This is a genomic window from Streptomyces sp. NPDC093795 (assembly GCF_044764665.1).
Lineage (GTDB): Bacteria > Actinomycetota > Actinomycetes > Streptomycetales > Streptomycetaceae > Streptomyces.
The window spans coordinates 147,425-165,525 of sequence record NZ_JBIWIO010000006.1; the positions used below are offsets into that span (position 1 = coordinate 147,425).

The window sequence follows — 18,101 nt, forward strand, 5'->3', positions numbered from 1 at the left end:
GATTCGTTTCCGGTCGCCGGGGTTCAGCCTGTCATGACCGCCAGTCGAGCGGGACCTGCTTGGCGCGGTCCCAGGGGCGCTCCCAGCCGGAGAAGTGCAGCAGCCGGTCGATCACACCGGCCGTGAAACCCCAGACCAGAGCGGACGCGACCAGGAACGCGGGGCCCTGGTGGCCGCTCGGATGGACCGCCGTCGCGCGGTTCGCGGGATCCGTGAGATCCGCCACGGGGACGGTGAAGACCCGGGCGGTCTCCCCGGGGTCCACGACCCCGACCGGGCTCGGGGAGCGCCACCAGCCGAGGACCGGGGTGACGACGAAGCCGCTGACCGGGATGTAGAGCTGGGGCAGTACCCCGAAGATCTGGACGCCCGCCGGGTCGAGCCCCGTCTCCTCCTGGGCCTCGCGCAGGGCCGCGCGCAGGAGACCGCCGTCCGCCGGGTCGCCGTCTTCGGGGTCGAGGGCGCCGCCGGGGAAGGAGGGCTGTCCTGCGTGCGAGCGCAGGCTGCCGGCCCGCTCCATCAGGAGCAGCTCGGGGCCGTGCTCCCCCTCGCCGAAGAGGACGAGGACGGCGGACTGGCGCCCCGCGCCGCTCGCGGGCGGCAGGAAGCGGCTGAGCTGCTCGGGCGCGACCGTGCGGGCGGCCCGGTCGACGGTCGCGAGCCAGTCGGGCAGACCGTCCCGGCTGACCAGCCCGCCGGTGCCGGGCAGGATCCGTCCTTCGTGGACGTCCTCGTCGTGGATCTCTTCGTCAGTGCGCGTCATAGGCACCCCCGTGTTTCACAACGCCATCGATGGACGGGTTCGTTCCCCGGGCTCCCGGGGTCGGGCGAGCCGGGCGGGGCGGCCCGGGTGGGCGGGGCCGGGCACGCCGGGCGGGCCGGGCTCAGTCGCCCGCGCCCAGCGGCGGCGCCGGGAGGCCCGGGTAGCCGGGCGGCGGGTTGAGCCGCTGGCCCGGGAAGCCGCCCTTCTCGTACTTGAGCAGCTTCCTCGCCTTCTCGGGGTCGGTCTCGCCCTCTCCGTACGAGGGGCAGAGGTGGGTGATGGGGCAGGCGCCGCAGGCCGGCTTGCGGGCGTGGCAGATCCGGCGGCCGTGGAAGATCACCCGGTGCGAGAGCATGGTCCACTCGCTCTTCGGGAAGATCTCGGCGATCTCCGCCTCGATCTTCACCGGGTCCTCCTGCTCGGTCCACTTCCAGCGCCGGACCAGCCGCATGAAGTGGGTGTCCACGGTGATGCCGGGGACCCCGAAGGCGTTGCCGAGGACGACGAAGGCGGTCTTGCGGCCGACGCCGGGGAGCTTGACGAGGTCGTCGAGGCGGCCCGGGACCTCACCCCCGAAGTCGTCCCTGAGGGCGGTGGCGAGGCCCATGATCGACTTCGTCTTGGCGCGGAAGAAGCCGGTGGGGCGGATGAGCTCCTCGACCTCCTCGGGGACGGCGGCGGCGAGGTCCTCGGGCGTGGGGTACGTGGCGAAGAGCGCGGGCGTGGTCTGGTTGACCCGCAGATCGGTGGTCTGCGCCGAGAGCACCGTCGCGACGAGCAGCTCGAAGGGGTTGCGGAAGTCGAGCTCCGGATGGGCGTACGGGTAGACCTCGGCCAACTCCCGGTTGATCTTGCGCGCTCTGCGGACCATCGCGAGCCGCGACTCGGGCTTGGCGGACTTGGCGGGCTTCACGGCCCTCACGGGCTTCACGGACTCCCCGGGCTTCCGATTCGTCACTTTTGCCCGCTTCGACACACCGTGTTCGCCCACGGCGGAATTACCTTCGGCCGACACTCTTCCAGCCCCCTTGGCCTGCGCTGTCACCGGCGAGTTGGACACCCGACCAGCCTAGGGGCCACCACCGACATCCGCCCCGGGCGTGGCCGATCAGCCCCCAATCGGGCCCCTGACGTACGGACGGGCGACTCGGTGCGTCAGACTTGTTGTGATTGATCGCACTGTTGTGTACGTCCGGCATCATGGGACAGGTTCCCTGAGCAGGTCGACAGTATGGAGAGAACTCGTGGACGACGTTCTGCGGCGCGCCCCGCTCTTCGCGGCGCTCGATGACGAGCAGGCAGCCGAGCTGCGCGCCTCGATGAGTGAGGCGACGCTCGCCCGTGGCGACGCGCTCTTCCACGAGGGCGACCCCGGCGACCGCCTGTACGTGGTCACCGAGGGCAAGGTGAAGCTGCACCGCACCTCGCCCGACGGCCGGGAGAACATGCTGGCCGTCCTCGGCCCCGGCGAGCTCATCGGCGAGCTGTCGCTGTTCGACCCGGGCCCGCGCACCGCGACCGCGACCGCGCTGACCGAGGTCAAGCTGCTCGGCCTGGGCCACGGCGACCTCCAGCCCTGGCTGAACGCCCGCCCGGAGGTGGCCACCGCGCTGCTGCGCGCCGTCGCCCGCCGCCTGCGCAAGACCAACGACCAGATGTCCGACCTGGTCTTCTCCGACGTCCCGGGCCGTGTGGCCCGCGCGCTCCTCGACCTGTCGCGCCGCTTCGGCGTGCAGTCGGAGGAGGGCATCCACGTCGTCCACGACCTCACCCAGGAGGAGCTGGCCCAGCTGGTCGGCGCCTCCCGCGAGACGGTCAACAAGGCGCTCGCCGACTTCGCCCAGCGCGGCTGGCTGCGCCTGGAGGCCCGCGCCGTGATCCTCCTCGACGTGGAGCGCCTCGCGAAGCGCTCGCGGTAAGCACGCGCGTACGTACACGAGGTACGCACGCGCGTACGTACGGAAAAGGCCGCCCCGGTCCGACGACCGGGGCGGCCTTTCCGCATCCACCTACATCCAGCTACATCCGCCTGCGGGGCGGGTCAGCGCTTCGAACCGTCCACGATCACCGGGGCGGAGGCGCCGTTCGCGCAGGGCACGGTGTAGATCGGGTTCTTCGCCGCGGCCTCCTTGAACGCGTCGATGCACTGGTTCATGAGGACCCTGTCCGTCAGCGAGTCGTTGAGGATCTTGTTGGCGCGGGCGATGCCCTCCGCCTCGATCCGGCGCCGGTCGGACTCGGCCTTGGCGGTACGGGCGGCCTCGGTGGCCCGCTCGGTGGCCTGCTGCTGCTGGATCTTGCGGTCGATCTGGCCCTGGAGGGCGTCCGAGGGCTTCACATTGCGCAGGTTGACCGTGGTCACGTCGATACCGCGCGGGGCCAGGCGCTCCTTGATCAGGTCGCCGATCTCGGCGTTGATCTTCTCGCGGTCGGTGGCGTACCCCTGCTCGCTCGTGTAGCGGGCGAAGACGTTACGGACGATCTCCCGGCTGTCGGGGTAGACGAGCCGCTGCTGGATGGCGTCCTCGCTGCCCGCGAGCTTGTACAGCTCGACGGACTTGGTCGGGACGACGGCCCACTTGACGGTGACCTCGACGTACATGACGCCGCCCTGCGAGGAGCGGACCTCGACGACGTCCTTGTCGGAGAGGTTGAGGTCGACAGGGCGGGTGGAGAAGGTCGTGACGTCGGTGAAGGGCGACTTCACGTGCATGCCCGAGGTCATGGGCGAGCCGACCTTGCCGAAGGCGACCGGCACACCGACCTCGTACGCGCTGATCACGTACGTCATGCTGAAGACCAGCGAGAAGAGGCCGGCGGCCACGGCGCCGAAGGCGCCGAGCTTCAGCCCCTGCGAGTCGTTCGAGCGGGCGACGAAGTAGAGCACCACTGCGGCGATGAGCAGCAGGATGGCGATGACGAACACGGGCGTTCCCCCCGAAAGCTACGGCCAGAAGTAAGCGGAGCGTAAAACACGGGTCAAGAACGCCGCAGGGCCGGGGGCCGCCTCGGGACAGGATCGTGACGTCTCGCTACACGGGGCCCCGCTCCCCCAGGAACTCCAGCTGCGCCCGTACGGACAGCTCGGCCGCCGGCCACAGCGAGCGGTCCACGTCCGCGTACACATGGGCGACGACCTCCGCCGCCGTCCGGTGACCGCTCGCGACCGCCGTCTCGACCTGCGCGAGCCGGCTCGCCCGGTGCGCCAGATAGAACTCCACGGCCCCCTGCGCGTCCTCCAGGACCGGCCCGTGCCCCGGCAGGACCGTCCGCACCCCGTCGTCGACGGTGAGCGAGCGGAGCCGTCGCAGCGAGTCCAGGTAGTCGCCGAGCCGCCCGTCCGGATGCGCCACCATCGCCGTCCCGCGCCCCAGGATCGTGTCGCCCGTGAGCACCGCACGGTCGGCGGGCAGGTGGAAGGAGAGCGAGTCCGAGGTGTGGCCGGGCGTCGGGACGACCCGCAGCTCCAGGCCGCCGACCGTCACCACGTCCCCCGCTCCGAGCCCCTCGTCGCCGAGCCGCAGCGCCGGGTCCAGGGCCCGTACGGCCGTCCTCGTCAGCTCCGCGAAGCGGCCGGCGCCCTCCGCGTGGTCCCAGTGGCCGTGGGTCAGCAGGGTGAGCGCGATCCGCTTGCCGAGCTTCTCGGCCGTCTCGATCACCCGGCGCAGATGGGCCTCGTCGAGCGGGCCCGGATCGACGACGACGGCGAGGTCGGAGCCGGGCTCGGACAGGAGCCAGGTGTTGGTGCCGTCGAGGGTCATCGCGGAGGGGTTCGGCGCCAGGACGTTCACGGCACGGTCGGTCGCGGGCCCGGTGACCACGAGTCCGCGCGGCTGTCCCGGCAGGGCGGCGGCGTCGCTCATCGCTCGCCCTCCACGGGGATGATCTTCGTGAACTCCTCGTGCCCCGGCCAGCTCAGGACCAGTTCCTCGCCCTCCACGCGCGCGTGGGCGAGCACGGGGGTCAGATCCCGCCCCTCCGCCGCCGCGAGGGCCTCGGCCGCCGTGCCGTACCCCTCCAGGGCGCGCAGGGTCGAGATCGTCGGCGGCATCATCGTCAGCTCACCCCGGTCGTAGCCTGCGGCGGCCTCCGCCGGGCGGATCCAGACGGTGCGGTCGGCCTCCGTGGAGGCGTTCCGGGTGCGCTGCCCGGCCGGCAGCACGGCCACGAAGAACCACGTGTCGTACCGGCGCTGTTCGAACTCCGGCGTGATCCAGCGGGCCCACGCGCCGAGCAGGTCGGAGCGGAGCACGAGCCCGCGCCGGTCCAGGAAATCGGCGAAGGACAGCTCCCGGGCGACGAGCGCCTCCCGGTCCCGCTCCCACTCCTCGCCGGTCGTGTCGCCGACGACCCCCTCCTCGGTCTCGCCGGCGAGCAGGACGCCCGCCTCCTCGTACGTCTCGCGTACGGCGGCGCAGACCACGGCCTGGGCCTGCGCGGGGTCGTCGAGGCCGAGCCGGGCCGCCCAGGTCTCACGGGAGGGCCCCGCCCAGCGCACCGGGTGCTCGTCGCGCGGGTCGACACCGCCGCCGGGGTAGGCGTACGCGCCGCCCGCGAAGGCCATGGAGGTACGGCGGCGCAGCATGTGGACGTCGGGCCCGGCCGACCCGTCGCGCAGGAGCAGGACGGTCGCGGCGCGCCGGGGCGTCACCGGGGTGAGCTCACCGGCGGCGAGGGCGCGGATGCGGTCGGGCCACTCGGGCGGGTACCACTGACCGTTCGCCCGCTGGGGCCGGACCGACGGCTCCGTCGGGCCGGGTTCGCCGGACGGCTCCGTCGGACCGGGTTCGCCGGACGGCTCCGACGGACTCGGCGCGCTCGACCGCGGCGGCTGACCCGCCCGCTCCGGCCGATCGTTCGGCTCGCTCGGCTGCTTCGGCTGACCATTCGACATGGCCGGATGCTATGCGCAAGCACCGGAATGCACGAGAGCCGATCCTCCCTGACGGGTGAACCGGCTCTGCGTGACGTATTGACGTACGACGGGAGGTCAGGCCTCGACGAGCTCCACCTGGACCTCGACCTCGACCGGGGCGTCGAGCGGCAGCACGGCCACGCCGACGGCGCTGCGCGCGTGCACGCCCTTGTCGCCGAGGACCGCGCCGAGCAGCTCGCTGGCGCCGTTGATGACGCCGGGCTGTCCGGTGAAGTCGGGGGCGGAGGCGACGAACCCGACGACCTTCACGACCCGCTTGATCCGGTCCAGGTCACCGGCGACCGACTTCACGGCCGCGAGCGCGTTCAGCGCGCAGGTGGCCGCGAGCTGCTTGGCCTCCTCGGCGGTGACCTCGCCGCCGACCTTGCCGGTCAGCTGGAGCTTGCCGTCCACCATCGGGAGCTGGCCCGAGGTGTAGACGTACACGCCGGACTGCACGGCCGGCTGGTAGGCGGCCAGGGGCGGCACGACCGCCGGCAGGGTCAGGCCCAGCTCGGCGAGCTTCGCCTCGACGGCCCCGCTCACGACTTGGCCCGCTTCAGGTAGGCCACGAGCTGCTCGGGGTTGTTCGGCCCGGGCACGACCTGGACGAGCTCCCAGCCGTCCTCGCCCCAGGTGTCCAGAATCTGCTTGGTCGCGTGCACCAGAAGCGGCACCGTGACGTACTCCCACTTGGTCATGGGCCCGACTGTATCCGCTGGCCGCCGGGCAGCTCTTCGAGGCGGCCCCGGAAGCTCCCCTCCGAGGCTCACCCCGAAGTCCTCACCGAGGCCCACCCCGAAGCTCCCCCTAGGGAGCTTCTCCGGGGCGGCCACCTGATTGGGCGCCGCCGCCAGTGGTTAGGCTCGACTACGTGAGCAGGCTCCAGGTCGTCAGCGGCAAGGGTGGTACCGGTAAGACGACGGTCGCCGCCGCCCTCGCCCTCGCCCTCGCGACGGAGGGCAAGCGCACCCTCCTCGTCGAGGTCGAAGGCAGGCAGGGCATCGCACAGCTCTTCGAGACGGAAGCCCTTCCGTACGAGGAGCGCAAGATCGCCGTCGCCCCGGGCGGCGGGGAGGTGTACGCGCTGGCGATCGACGCCGAGCGCGCGCTCCTCGACTACCTCCAGATGTTCTACAAACTGGGCAGCGCGGGGCGGGCCCTGAAGAAGCTCGGCGCGATCGACTTCGCGACGACGATAGCGCCGGGCGTACGGGACGTCCTGCTGACCGGCAAGGCCTGCGAGGCCGTCCGGCGGCGCGAGAAGCACGGCGGCCACACGTACGACCACGTGGTCATGGACGCGCCGCCCACGGGCCGCATCACCCGCTTCCTCAACGTCAACGACGAGGTGGCGGGCCTGGCGAGGATCGGTCCGATACACAACCAGGCGCAGGCCGTCATGCGGGTCCTCAAGTCCCCGGAGACGGCGGTCCATCTGGTGACCCTCCTGGAGGAGATGCCGGTCCAGGAGACCGCGGACGGCGTCGCGGAGCTCCGCGCGGCCGAACTGCCGGTGGGGCGGGTCGTGGTGAACATGGTCCGGCCGCACGTCCTCGACGAGGCAGCGGTACGGGCCGCCTCCGGCGACCACCGGGACGCGATCGCCAGGACCCTGGTCTCCGCCGGCGTCACCGGCGGCACGACGCTCGTCGAGCCGCTGCTCGACCAGGCGGCCGAGCACGCCCGGCGGGTGGAGCTGGAGCGGACACAGCGCGCGGTCCTGGACGACATCGGCGTCCCTTCGTACGAGCTCCCCTACCTGGGGGACGGGGCGGACATCGCGGGGCTCTACCGGCTGGCGAAGGAACTGCGGAAGCAAGGGGTGGGCGCGTGACGGAGAAGGCTGCGGGCTCCGCCGAGGGCGGGCCCGACATGGTTCCGGACCTGGAGCTCGACGTTCCGGCTCCGGCCCTCGACCCGGTTCCGGTCCTCGACCTCGACCCGATCCTCGACGACCGGGGCACCCGCATCATCGTCTGCTGCGGAGCCGGCGGGGTCGGCAAGACGACCACGGCCGCGGCCCTCGGCGTACGGGCGGCGGAGCGGGGCCGGCGGGTCGTCGTCCTCACCATCGACCCGGCCCGTCGTCTCGCCCAGTCGATGGGGATCGACTCCCTCGACAACACCCCGCGCGAGGTCGCCGGCATCAAGGGCTCCGACGGCGGTCAACTGCACGCCATGATGCTGGACATGAAGCGGACCTTCGACGAGATCGTCGAGGCGCACGCGGACCCCGAGCGGGCCCGGGCGATCCTGGAGAACCCCTTCTACCAGTCCCTGTCCGCCGGGTTCGCCGGTACGCAGGAGTACATGGCGATGGAGAAGCTGGGCCAGCTCCGGGCGCGCGACGAGTGGGACCTGATCGTCGTGGACACCCCGCCGTCCCGGTCCGCCCTGGACTTCCTGGACGCGCCGAAGCGGCTCGGGTCGTTCCTCGACGGGAAGTTCATCAAGCTCCTGATGGCACCGGCGAAGGTGGGCGGCCGGGCCGGGATGAAGTTCCTCAACGTCGGCATGTCGATGATGACGGGGACCCTGGGGAAGCTGCTCGGGGGTCAGTTCCTGAAGGACGTGCAGACGTTCGTCGCGGCGATGGACACGATGTTCGGCGGCTTCCGGACCCGCGCCGACGCCACGTACAAGCTGCTCCAGGCCCCGGGCACGGCCTTCCTCGTGGTGGCCACGCCGGAGCGGGACGCGCTGCGCGAGGCCGCGTACTTCGTGGAGCGGCTGGCCGCCGAGGAGATGCCGCTGGCCGGTCTCGTCCTCAACCGGGTCCACGGCAGTGGGGCCGCCCGGCTGTCGGCCGAGCGGGCGCGGGCCGCCGCGGAAAATCTTGACGAGGGGCGGATTGTGGATCAGGGGGGCGGGAAGACTGAGCGGAGTGGCTCCCCGACCACGGAGCCCGAGCCGTCCGACCTCGCCACCGCCGCCGCAAATCCCGTGCCCGAGGCTGCCCCCACAGCCGACCAGGGCACGCCGCAAGACAGCACGGCTGACAGTCCGACCGACGACACGGCAGACAGCACGGCAGACAGCACGACCGATAGGGACGTACGTCATCTCACCGCGGGACTTCTGCGCCTGCATGCCGAGCGCATGCGGGTGCTCACGCGTGAGCAGCGCACGCGTGACCGCTTCACCGCGCTCCACCCCGAGGTGGCGGTGACCGAGGTGGCGGCCCTGCCCGGCGATGTGCACGACCTCGCCGGGCTGCGGACCATCGGTGACCGGCTCACGGCCGGACGAAGACCGTCGGTCTGACGGACGGTTCGACGAAGACCGTCGGCCTGACGGACGGTTCGACGAACACCGTCGGCCTGACGGACGGCTCGACCAAGACCCTCGGTCTGACGTAGGCCATCGGTCTGACGGGGCCTAGCCCACCGCGGCGTACGCCTCGTACGTCGCGTCGTCCTCCATCGCCACGGGCAGCAGGCCCGCTCCCCGCTCGTACTCCGTGCGCGCGGTCTCCAGGAGCCGCCGCCACGAGGTGACGGTCGGCCTGCGGCGCAGCAGGGCACGGCGCTCGCGCTCCGTCATGCCGCCCCACACGCCGAACTCCACGCGGTTGTCGAGGGCGTCGGCGAGGCACTCGGTCCGCACCGGGCATCCGGTGCACACCGCCTTTGCCCTGTTCTGTGCCGCTCCCTGCACGAAAAGTTCATCCGGATCGGTAGTGCGGCAGGCCGCCTGCGCACTCCAGTCAGCTACCCAGCCCATACCGGCGCCGTCCTCTCCCGAATCGAGGCTCCCCCACGGCGGCAGCGGCATATTCACCGCTGCCAGTTGGGACGTTACGGAAGGTGGGCACAGCGCAACACCCCCTTCGGGCCCAATCTTGGATGGCCCGAACGGACTATGCGTGCGCGTCAGATCACCCAGGGGAGTGATCGAAGGACATGCGTGTGATAGCGGACATACCCGAGCGGATACGCGCTTCCTCGACGGGGTCACTTCGGACACCGTGTGACGCATGAGCCGGAATCGGACACGAGGTCCCCATGATTCGGGGTCACGGGAATTCATGCCGATGTCACACCCGGGTCTTGATGCCAGACCACACTGCTGTGACAGTTGGGAGCAGCTTAGGCCAAGGCATCTACGTGTGTCCGGCGAATGAGAACGTAGACACCTCGCGTCGCTGTGCCGTCAAACCGGTCGGCCGCGAGGGCCGGGGTCTTCGAACAGTTCCGACCGCTCGGAGAGAATCCCGGCATGGTGATGGCACGGCACTCGTACGCCTCGGCGCCCGTCGTGGACGGGCATTCGCTCCTGGATGAGCCCGGCTTCTGGCCGGCGTACCTGGCGGACCTGACCGAGGGCTTCGGGCCGGAGGTCTTCGGTTCGGACGCGGGCGATGCCGACGCCATGCTGGACCGGCTCCACGCACCATCGGAGTGGCCGATGTTCACGGTGCCCCTGGCCGGCGGGTTCACGATCGTCGTGCACTCCAACAGCGGCGAGGAGTTCACGACCAGGGACTACTTCCTCACGCATCCCGACTGGAGCCAGGATCTCGTCCTGGCCGGCGACGATCAGGACCGCATCGGCCCCGGACTGTGCTGGCCCGAGCTCGCCGCCCTGATAGAGGCGCCGCCGGGCGCCGCGGGCGTCACCGACCCTCACGCCCGCCTCCTTCTCCTACTGCCGGTTCTCGGGGACGCCGCGGTTCCGGCGGAGGCCATGACGGCCGTGGCCCGGGCGCTCGTCGCCCAGGGCGCTCCCGAGGCGAGCGAGGGGAGCGAGGCATTGGCCCGGCGTCTGCTCCAGGGGCACCCCATGTGGGGTGCCGAGGAGTGGTGGTTCGACGAGGACGAGCGGAGCTGGATCTGCGAAGGCGATCACAGCCCCCGCAAGGTCCCCCTCGGTGACCACCTCCCCCCGCACCAGCGAGCCGCTCTCGAAGCCTGTCTCACTCCCCACTGACAGGAGGCCTCGACGGCCCGGCTGCCTCTGGATGTCACGGTCTGGTACTCGAACGCTCCGAACAGCCCATGCTCCTGCGGTTCGCTCATCACTACGGATTAGGCTGCCCCCATGGCAAAGAAGCGCTCGGGCGGTGGTCTGACCGGGACCCAGCAGGCCGCCAAGTTCCTTGGTGTCAGTGTGCTCTCCGGAGCCGTGCTGGCGGGCATCGCCCTGCCCGCCGCCGGTGCACTCGGGCTGGCCGCGAAGGGGACGGTCGAGGGGTTCGACGAGATCCCCTCCAACCTGAAGACCCCACCGCTGAGTCAGCGCACCACGATCCTCGACTCCGAGGGTGGTCTCCTCGCCACGGTGTACTCGCGGGACCGCAAGGTCGTGCCGCTGGAGAAGATCTCCCCGTACATGCAGAAGGCGATCGTCGCGATCGAGGACGGCCGCTTCTACGAGCACGGGGCGATCGACCTCAAGGGCGTGCTGCGCGCGATCAACCGCAACGCGCAGGAGGGCGGGGTCGCGCAGGGCGCGTCCACCCTCACCCAGCAGTACGTGAAGAACGTCTTCGTCGAGGAGGCCGGTGACGACCCCGAGAAGGTCGCGCAGGCCACCCAGCAGACCATCGGCCGCAAGATCCGCGAGCTGAAGTTCGCGATCCAGGTCGAGGAGGAGCTGGGCAAGAAGAAGATCCTGGAGAACTACCTCAACATCACCTTCTTCGGGCAGCAGGCGTACGGCATCGAGGCCGCCTCCCAGCGGTACTTCTCCAAGCCCGCCGCCGACCTGAACCTGGGCGAGGCGGCGATGATGGCCGGTCTCGTCCAGTCGCCGAGCCGCTACGACCCGATCAACGACATCCAGGAAGCCACCAAGCGGCGGAACGTGGTCCTCCAGCGGATGGCCGACGTGAAGGACATCAGCCAGGCCGAGGCGGAGAAGGCGATGGCCGCCCCGCTCAAGCTGAAGGTCAAGTCCCCGAAGAACGGCTGCATCACCGCCGTCGACGGCGCCGGCTTCTTCTGCGACTACGTCCGCAAGACGATCCTCACCGACCCGGTCTTCGGGAAGACGGCCGAGGAGCGCCAGAAGCTGTGGAACCTGGGCGGCCTCACCGTCAAGACCACGCTCGACCCGCGCGCCCAGGCCGCCGCCAACGAGGCCGCCGTCGCGAAGATCAACAAGGACGACCCGGTCGCCGCCTCGGTGGTGCAGGTCCAGCCCCGCACCGGCAAGATCCTCTCGATGGGCCAGTCCCGCCCGTACGGCCTGGACCAGAAGCAGAACCAGACGACGCTGAACCTCGCCGTCGGCAGCAAGATGGGCGGCACGACGTACGGCTTCCAGGTCGGCTCGACCTTCAAGCCGATCACGGCGGCGGCTGCCCTGGAGAAGGGCATCAGCCCGGCGACGAGCTTCGACACCCCGTGGAAGATCAACATCCCGGAGAAGGACTACACCCGCTGCGACGGCAAGCCGGCGGGGTACGCCAACTGGGAGATCGGCAACGAGGTCGAGTCGGAGAAGGGCGCCTATGACATGACCAGCGCCCTCGGCAAGTCCATCAACACGTACTTCGCCAAGCTGGAGCAGATGGCCGGCCTCTGCGAGACGCTGACGATGGCGAAGAACGTCGGATACGAGCGCGAGCTCGGCAAGCGGCTCCAGCAGCTGCCGTCCGTCACCCTCGGCGCCCAGGAGAGCACCCCGCTCGACATGGCGGCCGTCTACTCGACCTTCGCCAACCGCGGCATCTACTGCACCCCGGTCGCCATCGACTCGGTCAAGGCCGCCAACGGCGACAAGCTGAACGTGCCGCAGACCAAGTGCACGCGGGCGATGAGCGAGCGCACCGCCGACCTGATCAACCAGATGCTGAAGGGCGTCGTCGAGGACGGCACGGGTACGAAGGCCGGTCTCAGCGACCGCGACAACGCGGGCAAGACCGGTACGACGAACGACCGCAAGGACGCCTGGTTCGTCGGCTACACCCCGAACCTGTCCACCGCCGTCTGGGTCGGTGACGACGTCGGCGAGAAGCAGTCGATGTACAACATCACCATCGGCGGCGAGGTCTACGACAAGGTCTGCGGTGGCTGCCTCCCCGGGCCGATCTGGAAGATCGCGATGACGGGCGCCCTGGACGCCGCCGAGACGCCGCGCTTCGCCCCCATCGCCGTACCGCGGGCCGAGAAGCCCAAGGACAAGGAGGGCGGCGCCGGCCCGAACAAGCCGGGGAAGCCGGGTAAGCCGGGCGACGCCAAGCCTGGCGACACGAAGCCCCCGACCAACCCGTTCCCCGGGTTGATCGGCGGGATCGGCGACGGCGGAAACGGCAACGGGAACGGCCGCGGCGGAAACCGCTGACGTACTGACACCGGTACCGGTACCGATACGAGAGAGGGGGGCCCCCCCCGGGGGGGGGCCCCCTCTCTCGTACTTCTGCGGGACGTACCGCTACCGCTACCGCTACCGCTTCCGCGGATCAGCCCGCGAGCAGCTTCTTCACGGAGGCGGCGACACGCCCGCCGTCGGCCTGGCCGGCCACCTTCGGGTTCACGATCTTCATGACGGCGCCCATGGCACGCGGCCCCTCGGCGCCCGCCGTCTTCGCCTCCTCGACGGCCTCGGCGACGATCCCGTCGAGCTCCTCGTCGCTGAGCTGCTTCGGCAGGTACGCGTCGAGGATGACGCCCTCCGCCTTCTCCCGCTCGGCGGACTCGAGACGGCCGCCCTGGGCGAAGGCGTCCGCGGCCTCACGGCGCTTCTTCGCCTCCTTGGCGATCACCTTCTGCACCTCGTCGTCGGAGAGTTCGCGCTTGGTCTTGCCCGCGACCTCCTCCTTGGTGATCGCGGTGATGGTCAGCCGCAGGGTCGAGGAACGCAGTTCGTCGCGTCCCCTGATCGCGGCGTTGAGGTCGGCCTTGAGCTTCTCCTTGAGCGTGGTCATGGGGTCAAGTGTGGCAGGTGGGCCGCCTCACCCGCCCGCACATTTACGCTCCGCGGGTCTGCGACGATGGGGGGATGCGCGCACGCTACGGGATCCCCCTGAAGATCACGGCAGGCCTCACGGCGACGGCCGCCGCCGGAATCGTCTACGCGGCAGGCTTCGAGGCCCGCTCGTTCCGGCTCCGCCGCGTGACGGTCCCGGTGCTGCCACCGGGCATGAACGACCTGCGGGTCCTCCAGGTCTCCGACATCCACATGGTGAGCGGCCAGCGCAAGAAGCGGGCCTGGCTCCACTCCCTCGCGGGGCTCCGCCCGGACCTCGTCGTCAACACCGGCGACAACCTCTCCGACCCGGAGGCGGTGCCGGAGGTGCTCGACGCGCTCGGCCCGCTGATGGAGTTCCCGGGGGTGTACGTCTTCGGGTCCAACGACTACTACGGGCCCAAGCTCCGCAACCCCGCCCGCTATCTCCTGGAGAAGGCGCAGGGCAGGCACGGCCTCAACGGCAACAAGCCCGCCGTCGGCGCCGTCCACAACCCCTGGGAGGGGTTGCGGGACGCGTTCGACGCGGCGGGCTGGGTGAACCTCACCAACACCCGCGGCCGGCTCAAGCTGCCGCAGGCGGACCTCGCGTTCACCGGCCTCGACGACCCGCACATCAAGCGCGACCGGTACGACCAGGTGGCCGGCGGGCCCGACGCCACGGCCGACTTCACCCTTGCCGTGGTGCACGCCCCGTACCTGCGCTCGCTCGACGCGTTCACGGCCGACGGGTACGAGCTGATCCTCGCGGGGCACACCCACGGCGGACAGCTGTGCGTCCCCTTCTACGGGGCGCTCGTCACCAACTGCGACCTGGACACCGACCGGGTCAAGGGCCTCTCCACCCACACGGCGGGCGACCACACCTCCTACCTGCACGTCTCTGCGGGCTGCGGCACCAACCGCTACACCCCGGTCCGCTTCGCCTGCCCGCCCGAGGTCACCCTGCTCACCCTGACGGCCCGCGCCTGACCGTGCGAGGAGTACCGACCGCTCCGGCCGCCGCCGTGGTCCCCACCGCCCGCCGGCCGTACGCGGCGGCCTTCCGCGCCCTGGGCCTGGCGATCGTCGGCCTGGACCGCATCCGACCTGCGCCGCGACCCCCCGAAAACCGGATTTCGCCTCAGCGCGCGCGTGGGCTAAAGTAAGCGATGTCGCCGCGACGCGTAGAGCAGAGCAGCGACATCGGGGTGTAGCGCAGCTTGGCAGCGCGCTTCGTTCGGGACGAAGAGGTCGTGGGTTCAAATCCCGCCACCCCGACAGCCAAAACAGCAGGTGAGGCACCTACTCTCAAGAGTAGGTGCCTCACCTGTTTCTTTCTGCGTGTCTACCTGCGTGACTACCGCTCCCCGCGTGTCTACGGCCGCTGCGGGTCGGCGCCGAAGATCCCGTCCATGACCACAGCCCCGGTCTGAATCACGGGCCGGATCTGCTTCCGGTAGACCTCCTCGGTCACGGCCGTCCCCGAGTGCCCGACGAGGCGGGAGATCACTTCCAGCGGGACAGAGGGCAGAACCAGCCGGATTCGAACCGGCGTCCTCGCGATTTTGGAGACCGCGCGCGACGACCTCTGCGCTACAGCTCCGCCCCGCCCGCCATCCTAAGGACTCCTGCCTGCTGCCGAGGTGGCATCCGTGCCCTTGGCATGCCCGTGCGGCCGGGAGCTGACGGGGCACCACGGTGGTTGACGGGCAACGCACGCAAGGACGGCCCCCGACCGATCTGCCTGGTCAGGGGCCGTTTACCTGCGGTGGGTGCGGGATTTGAACCCACGGTGACATCGCTGCCCCGACGGTTTTCAAGGTCGAGGCCGACATGGAACGCCCTCCACTCACGACCCCAGCGACCTCACGGTGTGGCGCGGCCCGCGCGGACGAAGTCGAGATACTCATCACCAGCGACGCCAGCGTTCACCCAGCGATTACGACGTGCACCCGTCTGAGCTTCCGCTTCAGCCATCGCCGCGACCTCGTCATCGCAGACAGTCAGTTCCAGACCGAATTCGTCGTCGGGGTCGAGGGGCGGAAACTCCAGCAGATCGCAAAACTGCTCGTGACCTACGTCCTCTGCCTCGTGGAGTGTCACCACGTACCCACTCTTGGTCGGCTCGATTCCGACCCACCGAACACCCGGGGTCGATGGGGTGCCGGCCGCTCCGAGGAACTGCTCAATGCCCTGACCGCGCCTGAGGGCACTGACAGCGAACGACTCGACCAAGTGGCGCATGTGCGGAGCATAGTTGCTGTCCCGGGCGTCCGGGTGCGTGTCCAACTACGTGACAACGCCGCCGAACAGCGGCGGACAAGCGCGGACGGCTGCGAACCATCAGCGCAGGTGAGAGATGCACCAGCCCAAGGCAGAGCCTCCACCCGGGTTGCTTCGGGGCGAAGAGTTCGTGGGGTCAAATCCCGCCACCCCGACAGCTGTATCACCAGGTGAGCCACCTGCCGGTTTCGGTCGGTGGCTCACCTGTTTTGTTTTCCCCACCCCCGCCCCCCGTTGCGTCCTGCGCTAACAGGGGCTGACAGCCGGCTGCGGCGGCTGTCAGGTGGTTGGCCGGGGGGTGTCAGGTGGGGGCGGCATTGTCAGGGGCGTCGAGAGCGGCGAGGAACTGACAAGGAGATGGTGGACATGGGGTACGCGATCCGGGCCGAGGGACTGGTCAAGAAGTACGGGGACTTCACCGCCCTGGACGGTGTCGATCTGGAGGTGCCGGCCGGGAAGGTCGTCGGGGTGCTGGGGCCCAACGGGGCCGGCAAGACCACCACCGTGCGCATTCTTGCCACGCTGATGCGCCCCGACGGCGGGCACGCCACCATCGGCGGGCACGACGTCGTCAAGGACCCGGTCAAGGTGCGGCAGCTGATCGGGCTCACCGGGCAGTACGCCTCCGTGGACGAGACCCTCTCCGGTGCCGAGAACCTGGTGCTCATCGGGCGGCTGCTCGGTCTGTCGCGGCGCGACGCGAAGGCGCGGGGGGCCGAGCTCCTGGAGAAGTTCTCCCTCACCGAGGCGGCCCGCAAGCCGATCGCCACCTTCTCCGGCGGTATGCGGCGGCGGCTCGACCTGGCCGCCTCCCTGGTCGGCCGGCCGCAGGTACTCTTCCTCGACGAGCCCACCACCGGTCTCGACCCGCACGCCCGGCAGGAAGTCTGGGACGTGGTGCGGCAGTTGGTCGCCGACGGTTCCACGGTGCTGCTCACCACCCAGTACCTGGAGGAGGCCGACCAGCTCGCCGACTCCATCACCGTCTTCGACAAGGGCCGCAAGGTCGCCGAAGGCCGGCCCGGTGAGCTCAAGCGCCGCGTCGGCGGCCAGATCCTCCAGGTCCGGCCCACCGTCGCCGCCGATGTGCCGCACGTCGCCGGGATGCTCGCCGAGCTGACCGGGCACACCCCCGCCCAGGACTCCGGCGTGCTCACCGTCCCCGCCGACGAACCGCTGATCGTCGCGGCCGTCGCCCGCCGCCTGGACGGCGCCGGTATCACCGCCGACGAACTCGGCCTGCGGCTGCCCAGCCTCGACGAGGTCTTCCTCGCCCTGACCGGACACGCGCCCACCGTCGCCCCCGCCGACGCCGCTGCGCAGTCCGTGGCCGTCTGAGACCGCCGCTTCCCCGCTTCGCCCCCAGGACTTCCGAGAGGACCCCGTCATGAGCCACGCCGAGCTTCCCAGCCGTATCAGCCTCGCCCAGACCGCCCAGCACAGCTTCGCCCTCGCCGGCCGCGGCGTCACCAAGTTCATGAAGTCGCCGATCCAGCTGGTCGACGTGATCCTCACCCCGATCATCAGCCTCCTGATGTTCGTGTACCTCTTCGGGGAGGCCATGTCCGGCGGCGACACCGACCGCTACCTGCAGCTCGTCACCCCGGGCGTCATGGTCATGGCCGTCTTCCAGGCCAGCGTCGGCATCGGCGCCTCGCTCTGCGCGGACGCCAGTACAGGAATCTTCGACCGGTTCCGCAGCATGCCGATCGCCCGCTCCGGCCCGCTGATCGGCGCCGTCCTCGCCGACATCGTCCGCTACGTCGTCTGCCTGGCCACCCTGGTCGTCCTCGCCCTGGTCATGGGCTACCGCGTCGAGACCGGCCCGGTCGCCTCGCTCGCCGCGCTCGCCCTTCTCGTCGGCTTCGCCCTCAGTTTCTCGTGGATCTCCGTCTACCTCGGCATGCTGATCAAGAACCCCGCCTCCGTGCAGGGCCTCATGACCATCCTGATCCTGCCGCTCACCTTCGCCAGCAACGTCTTCGTGCCCCGCGAGGACATGGCCGGCTGGCTCCAGGCCTGGTCCGACGTCAACCCCGTCTCCCTGGTGGCCGACGCGGTCCGCGGTCTGCTCAACGGCGGCCCCGTCGCCGGCTCCCTGGCCGGCACCTTCGCCTGGATGGCCGGTGTGATCGTGGTCTTCTTCCCGCTGGCCATGCGCGCCTATCGGAAGAATGCCGGATGATCCTCATGTGACGCCGAAAGCCGGGCGGGTCCGCACCCTTGGTGCGGGGCCCGCCCGGC

At 70.4% G+C, this 18,101-nt stretch carries 18 protein-coding genes and 2 tRNA genes; 9 read left to right on the top strand and 11 right to left on the bottom strand.

Features of this window, described 5'->3' with window-relative positions; genetic code table 11:
* Nucleotides 1–31: 31 nt before the first annotated feature.
* Entirely contained in the window at nt 32–763 is a 732-nt protein-coding gene (locus tag ACIRB7_RS18050) for an NUDIX hydrolase (protein ID WP_403599192.1), read from the bottom strand.
* A gap of 121 nt (nt 764–884) precedes the next feature.
* A complete protein-coding gene (nth, locus tag ACIRB7_RS18055; protein WP_403599194.1) occupies nt 885–1,778 on the bottom strand; it encodes an endonuclease III in 894 nt (297 codons plus the stop codon).
* 229 nt (nt 1,779–2,007) lie between these two features.
* Between nth and ACIRB7_RS18060 the strand changes: the two genes are divergently transcribed.
* A complete protein-coding gene (locus tag ACIRB7_RS18060) occupies nt 2,008–2,682 on the top strand; it encodes a Crp/Fnr family transcriptional regulator (protein WP_015034542.1) in 675 nt (224 codons plus the stop codon).
* Between the two features lie 122 nt (nt 2,683–2,804).
* On the opposite strand, the gene ACIRB7_RS18065 is transcribed toward ACIRB7_RS18060, so the two are convergent.
* The 5 genes from ACIRB7_RS18065 to ACIRB7_RS18085 all read right to left on the bottom strand — a co-directional run bounded on the left by ACIRB7_RS18065 (nt 2,805) and on the right by ACIRB7_RS18085 (nt 6,379).
* Nucleotides 2,805–3,689 (bottom strand): prohibitin family protein, encoded by an 885-nt coding sequence (locus ACIRB7_RS18065; protein ID WP_403599198.1) that lies wholly within the window; start codon nt 3,687–3,689, stop codon nt 2,805–2,807.
* Nucleotides 3,690–3,795: 106 nt separating this feature from the next.
* The gene (locus ACIRB7_RS18070) at nt 3,796–4,626 is read right to left on the bottom strand and encodes an MBL fold metallo-hydrolase (protein ID WP_403599200.1); all 831 of its coding nucleotides are present in this window, start codon (nt 4,624–4,626) and stop codon (nt 3,796–3,798) included.
* On the bottom strand, nt 4,623–5,657 hold the full coding sequence (locus tag ACIRB7_RS18075) for an NUDIX hydrolase (protein ID WP_403599203.1): 1,035 nt from the start codon (nt 5,655–5,657) through the stop codon (nt 4,623–4,625). Before ACIRB7_RS18075 ends, ACIRB7_RS18070 begins: the two co-directional genes overlap by 4 nt.
* Before the next feature lie 96 nt (nt 5,658–5,753).
* Entirely contained in the window at nt 5,754–6,224 is a 471-nt protein-coding gene (locus ACIRB7_RS18080) for a RidA family protein (protein WP_403599206.1), read from the bottom strand.
* On the bottom strand, nt 6,221–6,379 hold the full coding sequence (locus tag ACIRB7_RS18085) for a DUF4177 domain-containing protein (RefSeq protein WP_015034547.1): 159 nt from the start codon (nt 6,377–6,379) through the stop codon (nt 6,221–6,223). The genes ACIRB7_RS18080 and ACIRB7_RS18085 overlap by 4 nt, the downstream gene beginning before the upstream one ends.
* Nucleotides 6,380–6,552: 173 nt before the next feature.
* Between ACIRB7_RS18085 and ACIRB7_RS18090 the strand changes: the two genes are divergently transcribed.
* Both ACIRB7_RS18090 and ACIRB7_RS18095 read left to right on the top strand, forming a co-directional pair.
* Nucleotides 6,553–7,515, top strand: coding sequence for an ArsA family ATPase (locus tag ACIRB7_RS18090; RefSeq protein ID WP_403599209.1), 963 nt, complete (start codon nt 6,553–6,555; stop codon nt 7,513–7,515).
* A gap of 38 nt (nt 7,516–7,553) precedes the next feature.
* Nucleotides 7,554–8,945 (top strand): ArsA family ATPase, encoded by a 1,392-nt coding sequence (locus ACIRB7_RS18095; RefSeq protein ID WP_403599962.1) that lies wholly within the window; start codon nt 7,554–7,556, stop codon nt 8,943–8,945.
* A gap of 114 nt (nt 8,946–9,059) precedes the next feature.
* On the opposite strand, the gene ACIRB7_RS18100 is transcribed toward ACIRB7_RS18095, so the two are convergent.
* On the bottom strand, nt 9,060–9,404 hold the full coding sequence (locus tag ACIRB7_RS18100) for a WhiB family transcriptional regulator (RefSeq protein WP_026058363.1): 345 nt from the start codon (nt 9,402–9,404) through the stop codon (nt 9,060–9,062).
* A 495-nt stretch (nt 9,405–9,899) separates the two neighbouring features.
* Here ACIRB7_RS18100 and ACIRB7_RS18105 point away from each other — a divergent pair, with 495 nt between their 5' ends.
* On the top strand, nt 9,900–10,610 hold the full coding sequence (locus ACIRB7_RS18105) for a hypothetical protein (RefSeq protein WP_403599212.1): 711 nt from the start codon (nt 9,900–9,902) through the stop codon (nt 10,608–10,610).
* A 111-nt stretch (nt 10,611–10,721) separates the two neighbouring features.
* Nucleotides 10,722–12,968 (top strand): transglycosylase domain-containing protein, encoded by a 2,247-nt coding sequence (locus tag ACIRB7_RS18110; RefSeq protein ID WP_403599215.1) that lies wholly within the window; start codon nt 10,722–10,724, stop codon nt 12,966–12,968.
* Between the two features lie 118 nt (nt 12,969–13,086).
* Here ACIRB7_RS18110 and ACIRB7_RS18115 read toward each other — a convergent pair whose 3' ends face one another.
* On the bottom strand, nt 13,087–13,551 hold the full coding sequence (locus tag ACIRB7_RS18115; protein ID WP_403599218.1) for a GatB/YqeY domain-containing protein: 465 nt from the start codon (nt 13,549–13,551) through the stop codon (nt 13,087–13,089).
* Between the two features lie 74 nt (nt 13,552–13,625).
* On the opposite strand from ACIRB7_RS18115, the gene ACIRB7_RS18120 reads away from it, so the two are divergent.
* Together ACIRB7_RS18120 and ACIRB7_RS18125 are read left to right on the top strand one after the other, a co-directional pair.
* Nucleotides 13,626–14,564 (top strand): metallophosphoesterase, encoded by a 939-nt coding sequence (locus ACIRB7_RS18120; RefSeq protein ID WP_403599220.1) that lies wholly within the window; start codon nt 13,626–13,628, stop codon nt 14,562–14,564.
* 214 nt (nt 14,565–14,778) lie between these two features.
* Nucleotides 14,779–14,852, top strand: a tRNA-Pro gene (locus tag ACIRB7_RS18125).
* 250 nt (nt 14,853–15,102) lie between these two features.
* Here ACIRB7_RS18125 and ACIRB7_RS18130 read toward each other — a convergent pair.
* Together ACIRB7_RS18130 and ACIRB7_RS18135 are read right to left on the bottom strand one after the other, a co-directional pair.
* A tRNA-Trp gene (locus ACIRB7_RS18130) sits at nt 15,103–15,177 on the bottom strand.
* 263 nt (nt 15,178–15,440) lie between these two features.
* Nucleotides 15,441–15,818: a hypothetical protein gene (locus tag ACIRB7_RS18135; protein WP_403599223.1), complete on the bottom strand. Its 378-nt coding sequence runs from the start codon at nt 15,816–15,818 to the stop codon at nt 15,441–15,443.
* Nucleotides 15,819–16,223: 405 nt separating this feature from the next.
* Between ACIRB7_RS18135 and ACIRB7_RS18140 the strand changes: the two genes are divergently transcribed.
* Both ACIRB7_RS18140 and ACIRB7_RS18145 read left to right on the top strand, forming a co-directional pair.
* Nucleotides 16,224–17,195, top strand: coding sequence for an ATP-binding cassette domain-containing protein (locus ACIRB7_RS18140; RefSeq protein WP_403599226.1), 972 nt, complete (start codon nt 16,224–16,226; stop codon nt 17,193–17,195).
* A 49-nt stretch (nt 17,196–17,244) separates the two neighbouring features.
* Nucleotides 17,245–18,042, top strand: a complete 798-nt coding sequence (locus ACIRB7_RS18145) for an ABC transporter permease (protein WP_351210462.1) — start codon at nt 17,245–17,247, stop codon at nt 18,040–18,042.
* The last annotated feature ends 59 nt before the right edge of the window (nt 18,043–18,101 follow it).

Bases quoted from the DNA above. Each gene is read 5' to 3' on its own strand.
- ACIRB7_RS18050 (WP_403599192.1), bottom strand. From the start codon at position 763: ATGACGCGCACTGACGAAGAGATCCACGACGAGGACGTCCACGAAGGA.
- ACIRB7_RS18070 (WP_403599200.1), bottom strand. From the start codon at position 4,626: ATGAGCGACGCCGCCGCCCTGCCGGGACAGCCGCGCGGACTCGTGGTC.
- ACIRB7_RS18075 (WP_403599203.1), bottom strand. From the start codon at position 5,657: ATGTCGAATGGTCAGCCGAAGCAGCCGAGCGAGCCGAACGATCGGCCG.
- ACIRB7_RS18085 (WP_015034547.1), bottom strand. From the start codon at position 6,379: ATGACCAAGTGGGAGTACGTCACGGTGCCGCTTCTGGTGCACGCGACC.
- ACIRB7_RS18095 (WP_403599962.1), top strand. From the start codon at position 7,554: ATGGTTCCGGACCTGGAGCTCGACGTTCCGGCTCCGGCCCTCGACCCG.
- ACIRB7_RS18100 (WP_026058363.1), bottom strand. From the start codon at position 9,404: ATGGGCTGGGTAGCTGACTGGAGTGCGCAGGCGGCCTGCCGCACTACC.
- ACIRB7_RS18105 (WP_403599212.1), top strand. From the start codon at position 9,900: ATGGTGATGGCACGGCACTCGTACGCCTCGGCGCCCGTCGTGGACGGG.
- ACIRB7_RS18110 (WP_403599215.1), top strand. From the start codon at position 10,722: ATGGCAAAGAAGCGCTCGGGCGGTGGTCTGACCGGGACCCAGCAGGCC.
- ACIRB7_RS18115 (WP_403599218.1), bottom strand. From the start codon at position 13,551: ATGACCACGCTCAAGGAGAAGCTCAAGGCCGACCTCAACGCCGCGATC.
- ACIRB7_RS18120 (WP_403599220.1), top strand. From the start codon at position 13,626: ATGCGCGCACGCTACGGGATCCCCCTGAAGATCACGGCAGGCCTCACG.
- ACIRB7_RS18135 (WP_403599223.1), bottom strand. From the start codon at position 15,818: ATGCGCCACTTGGTCGAGTCGTTCGCTGTCAGTGCCCTCAGGCGCGGT.
- ACIRB7_RS18140 (WP_403599226.1), top strand. From the start codon at position 16,224: ATGGGGTACGCGATCCGGGCCGAGGGACTGGTCAAGAAGTACGGGGAC.
- ACIRB7_RS18145 (WP_351210462.1), top strand. From the start codon at position 17,245: ATGAGCCACGCCGAGCTTCCCAGCCGTATCAGCCTCGCCCAGACCGCC.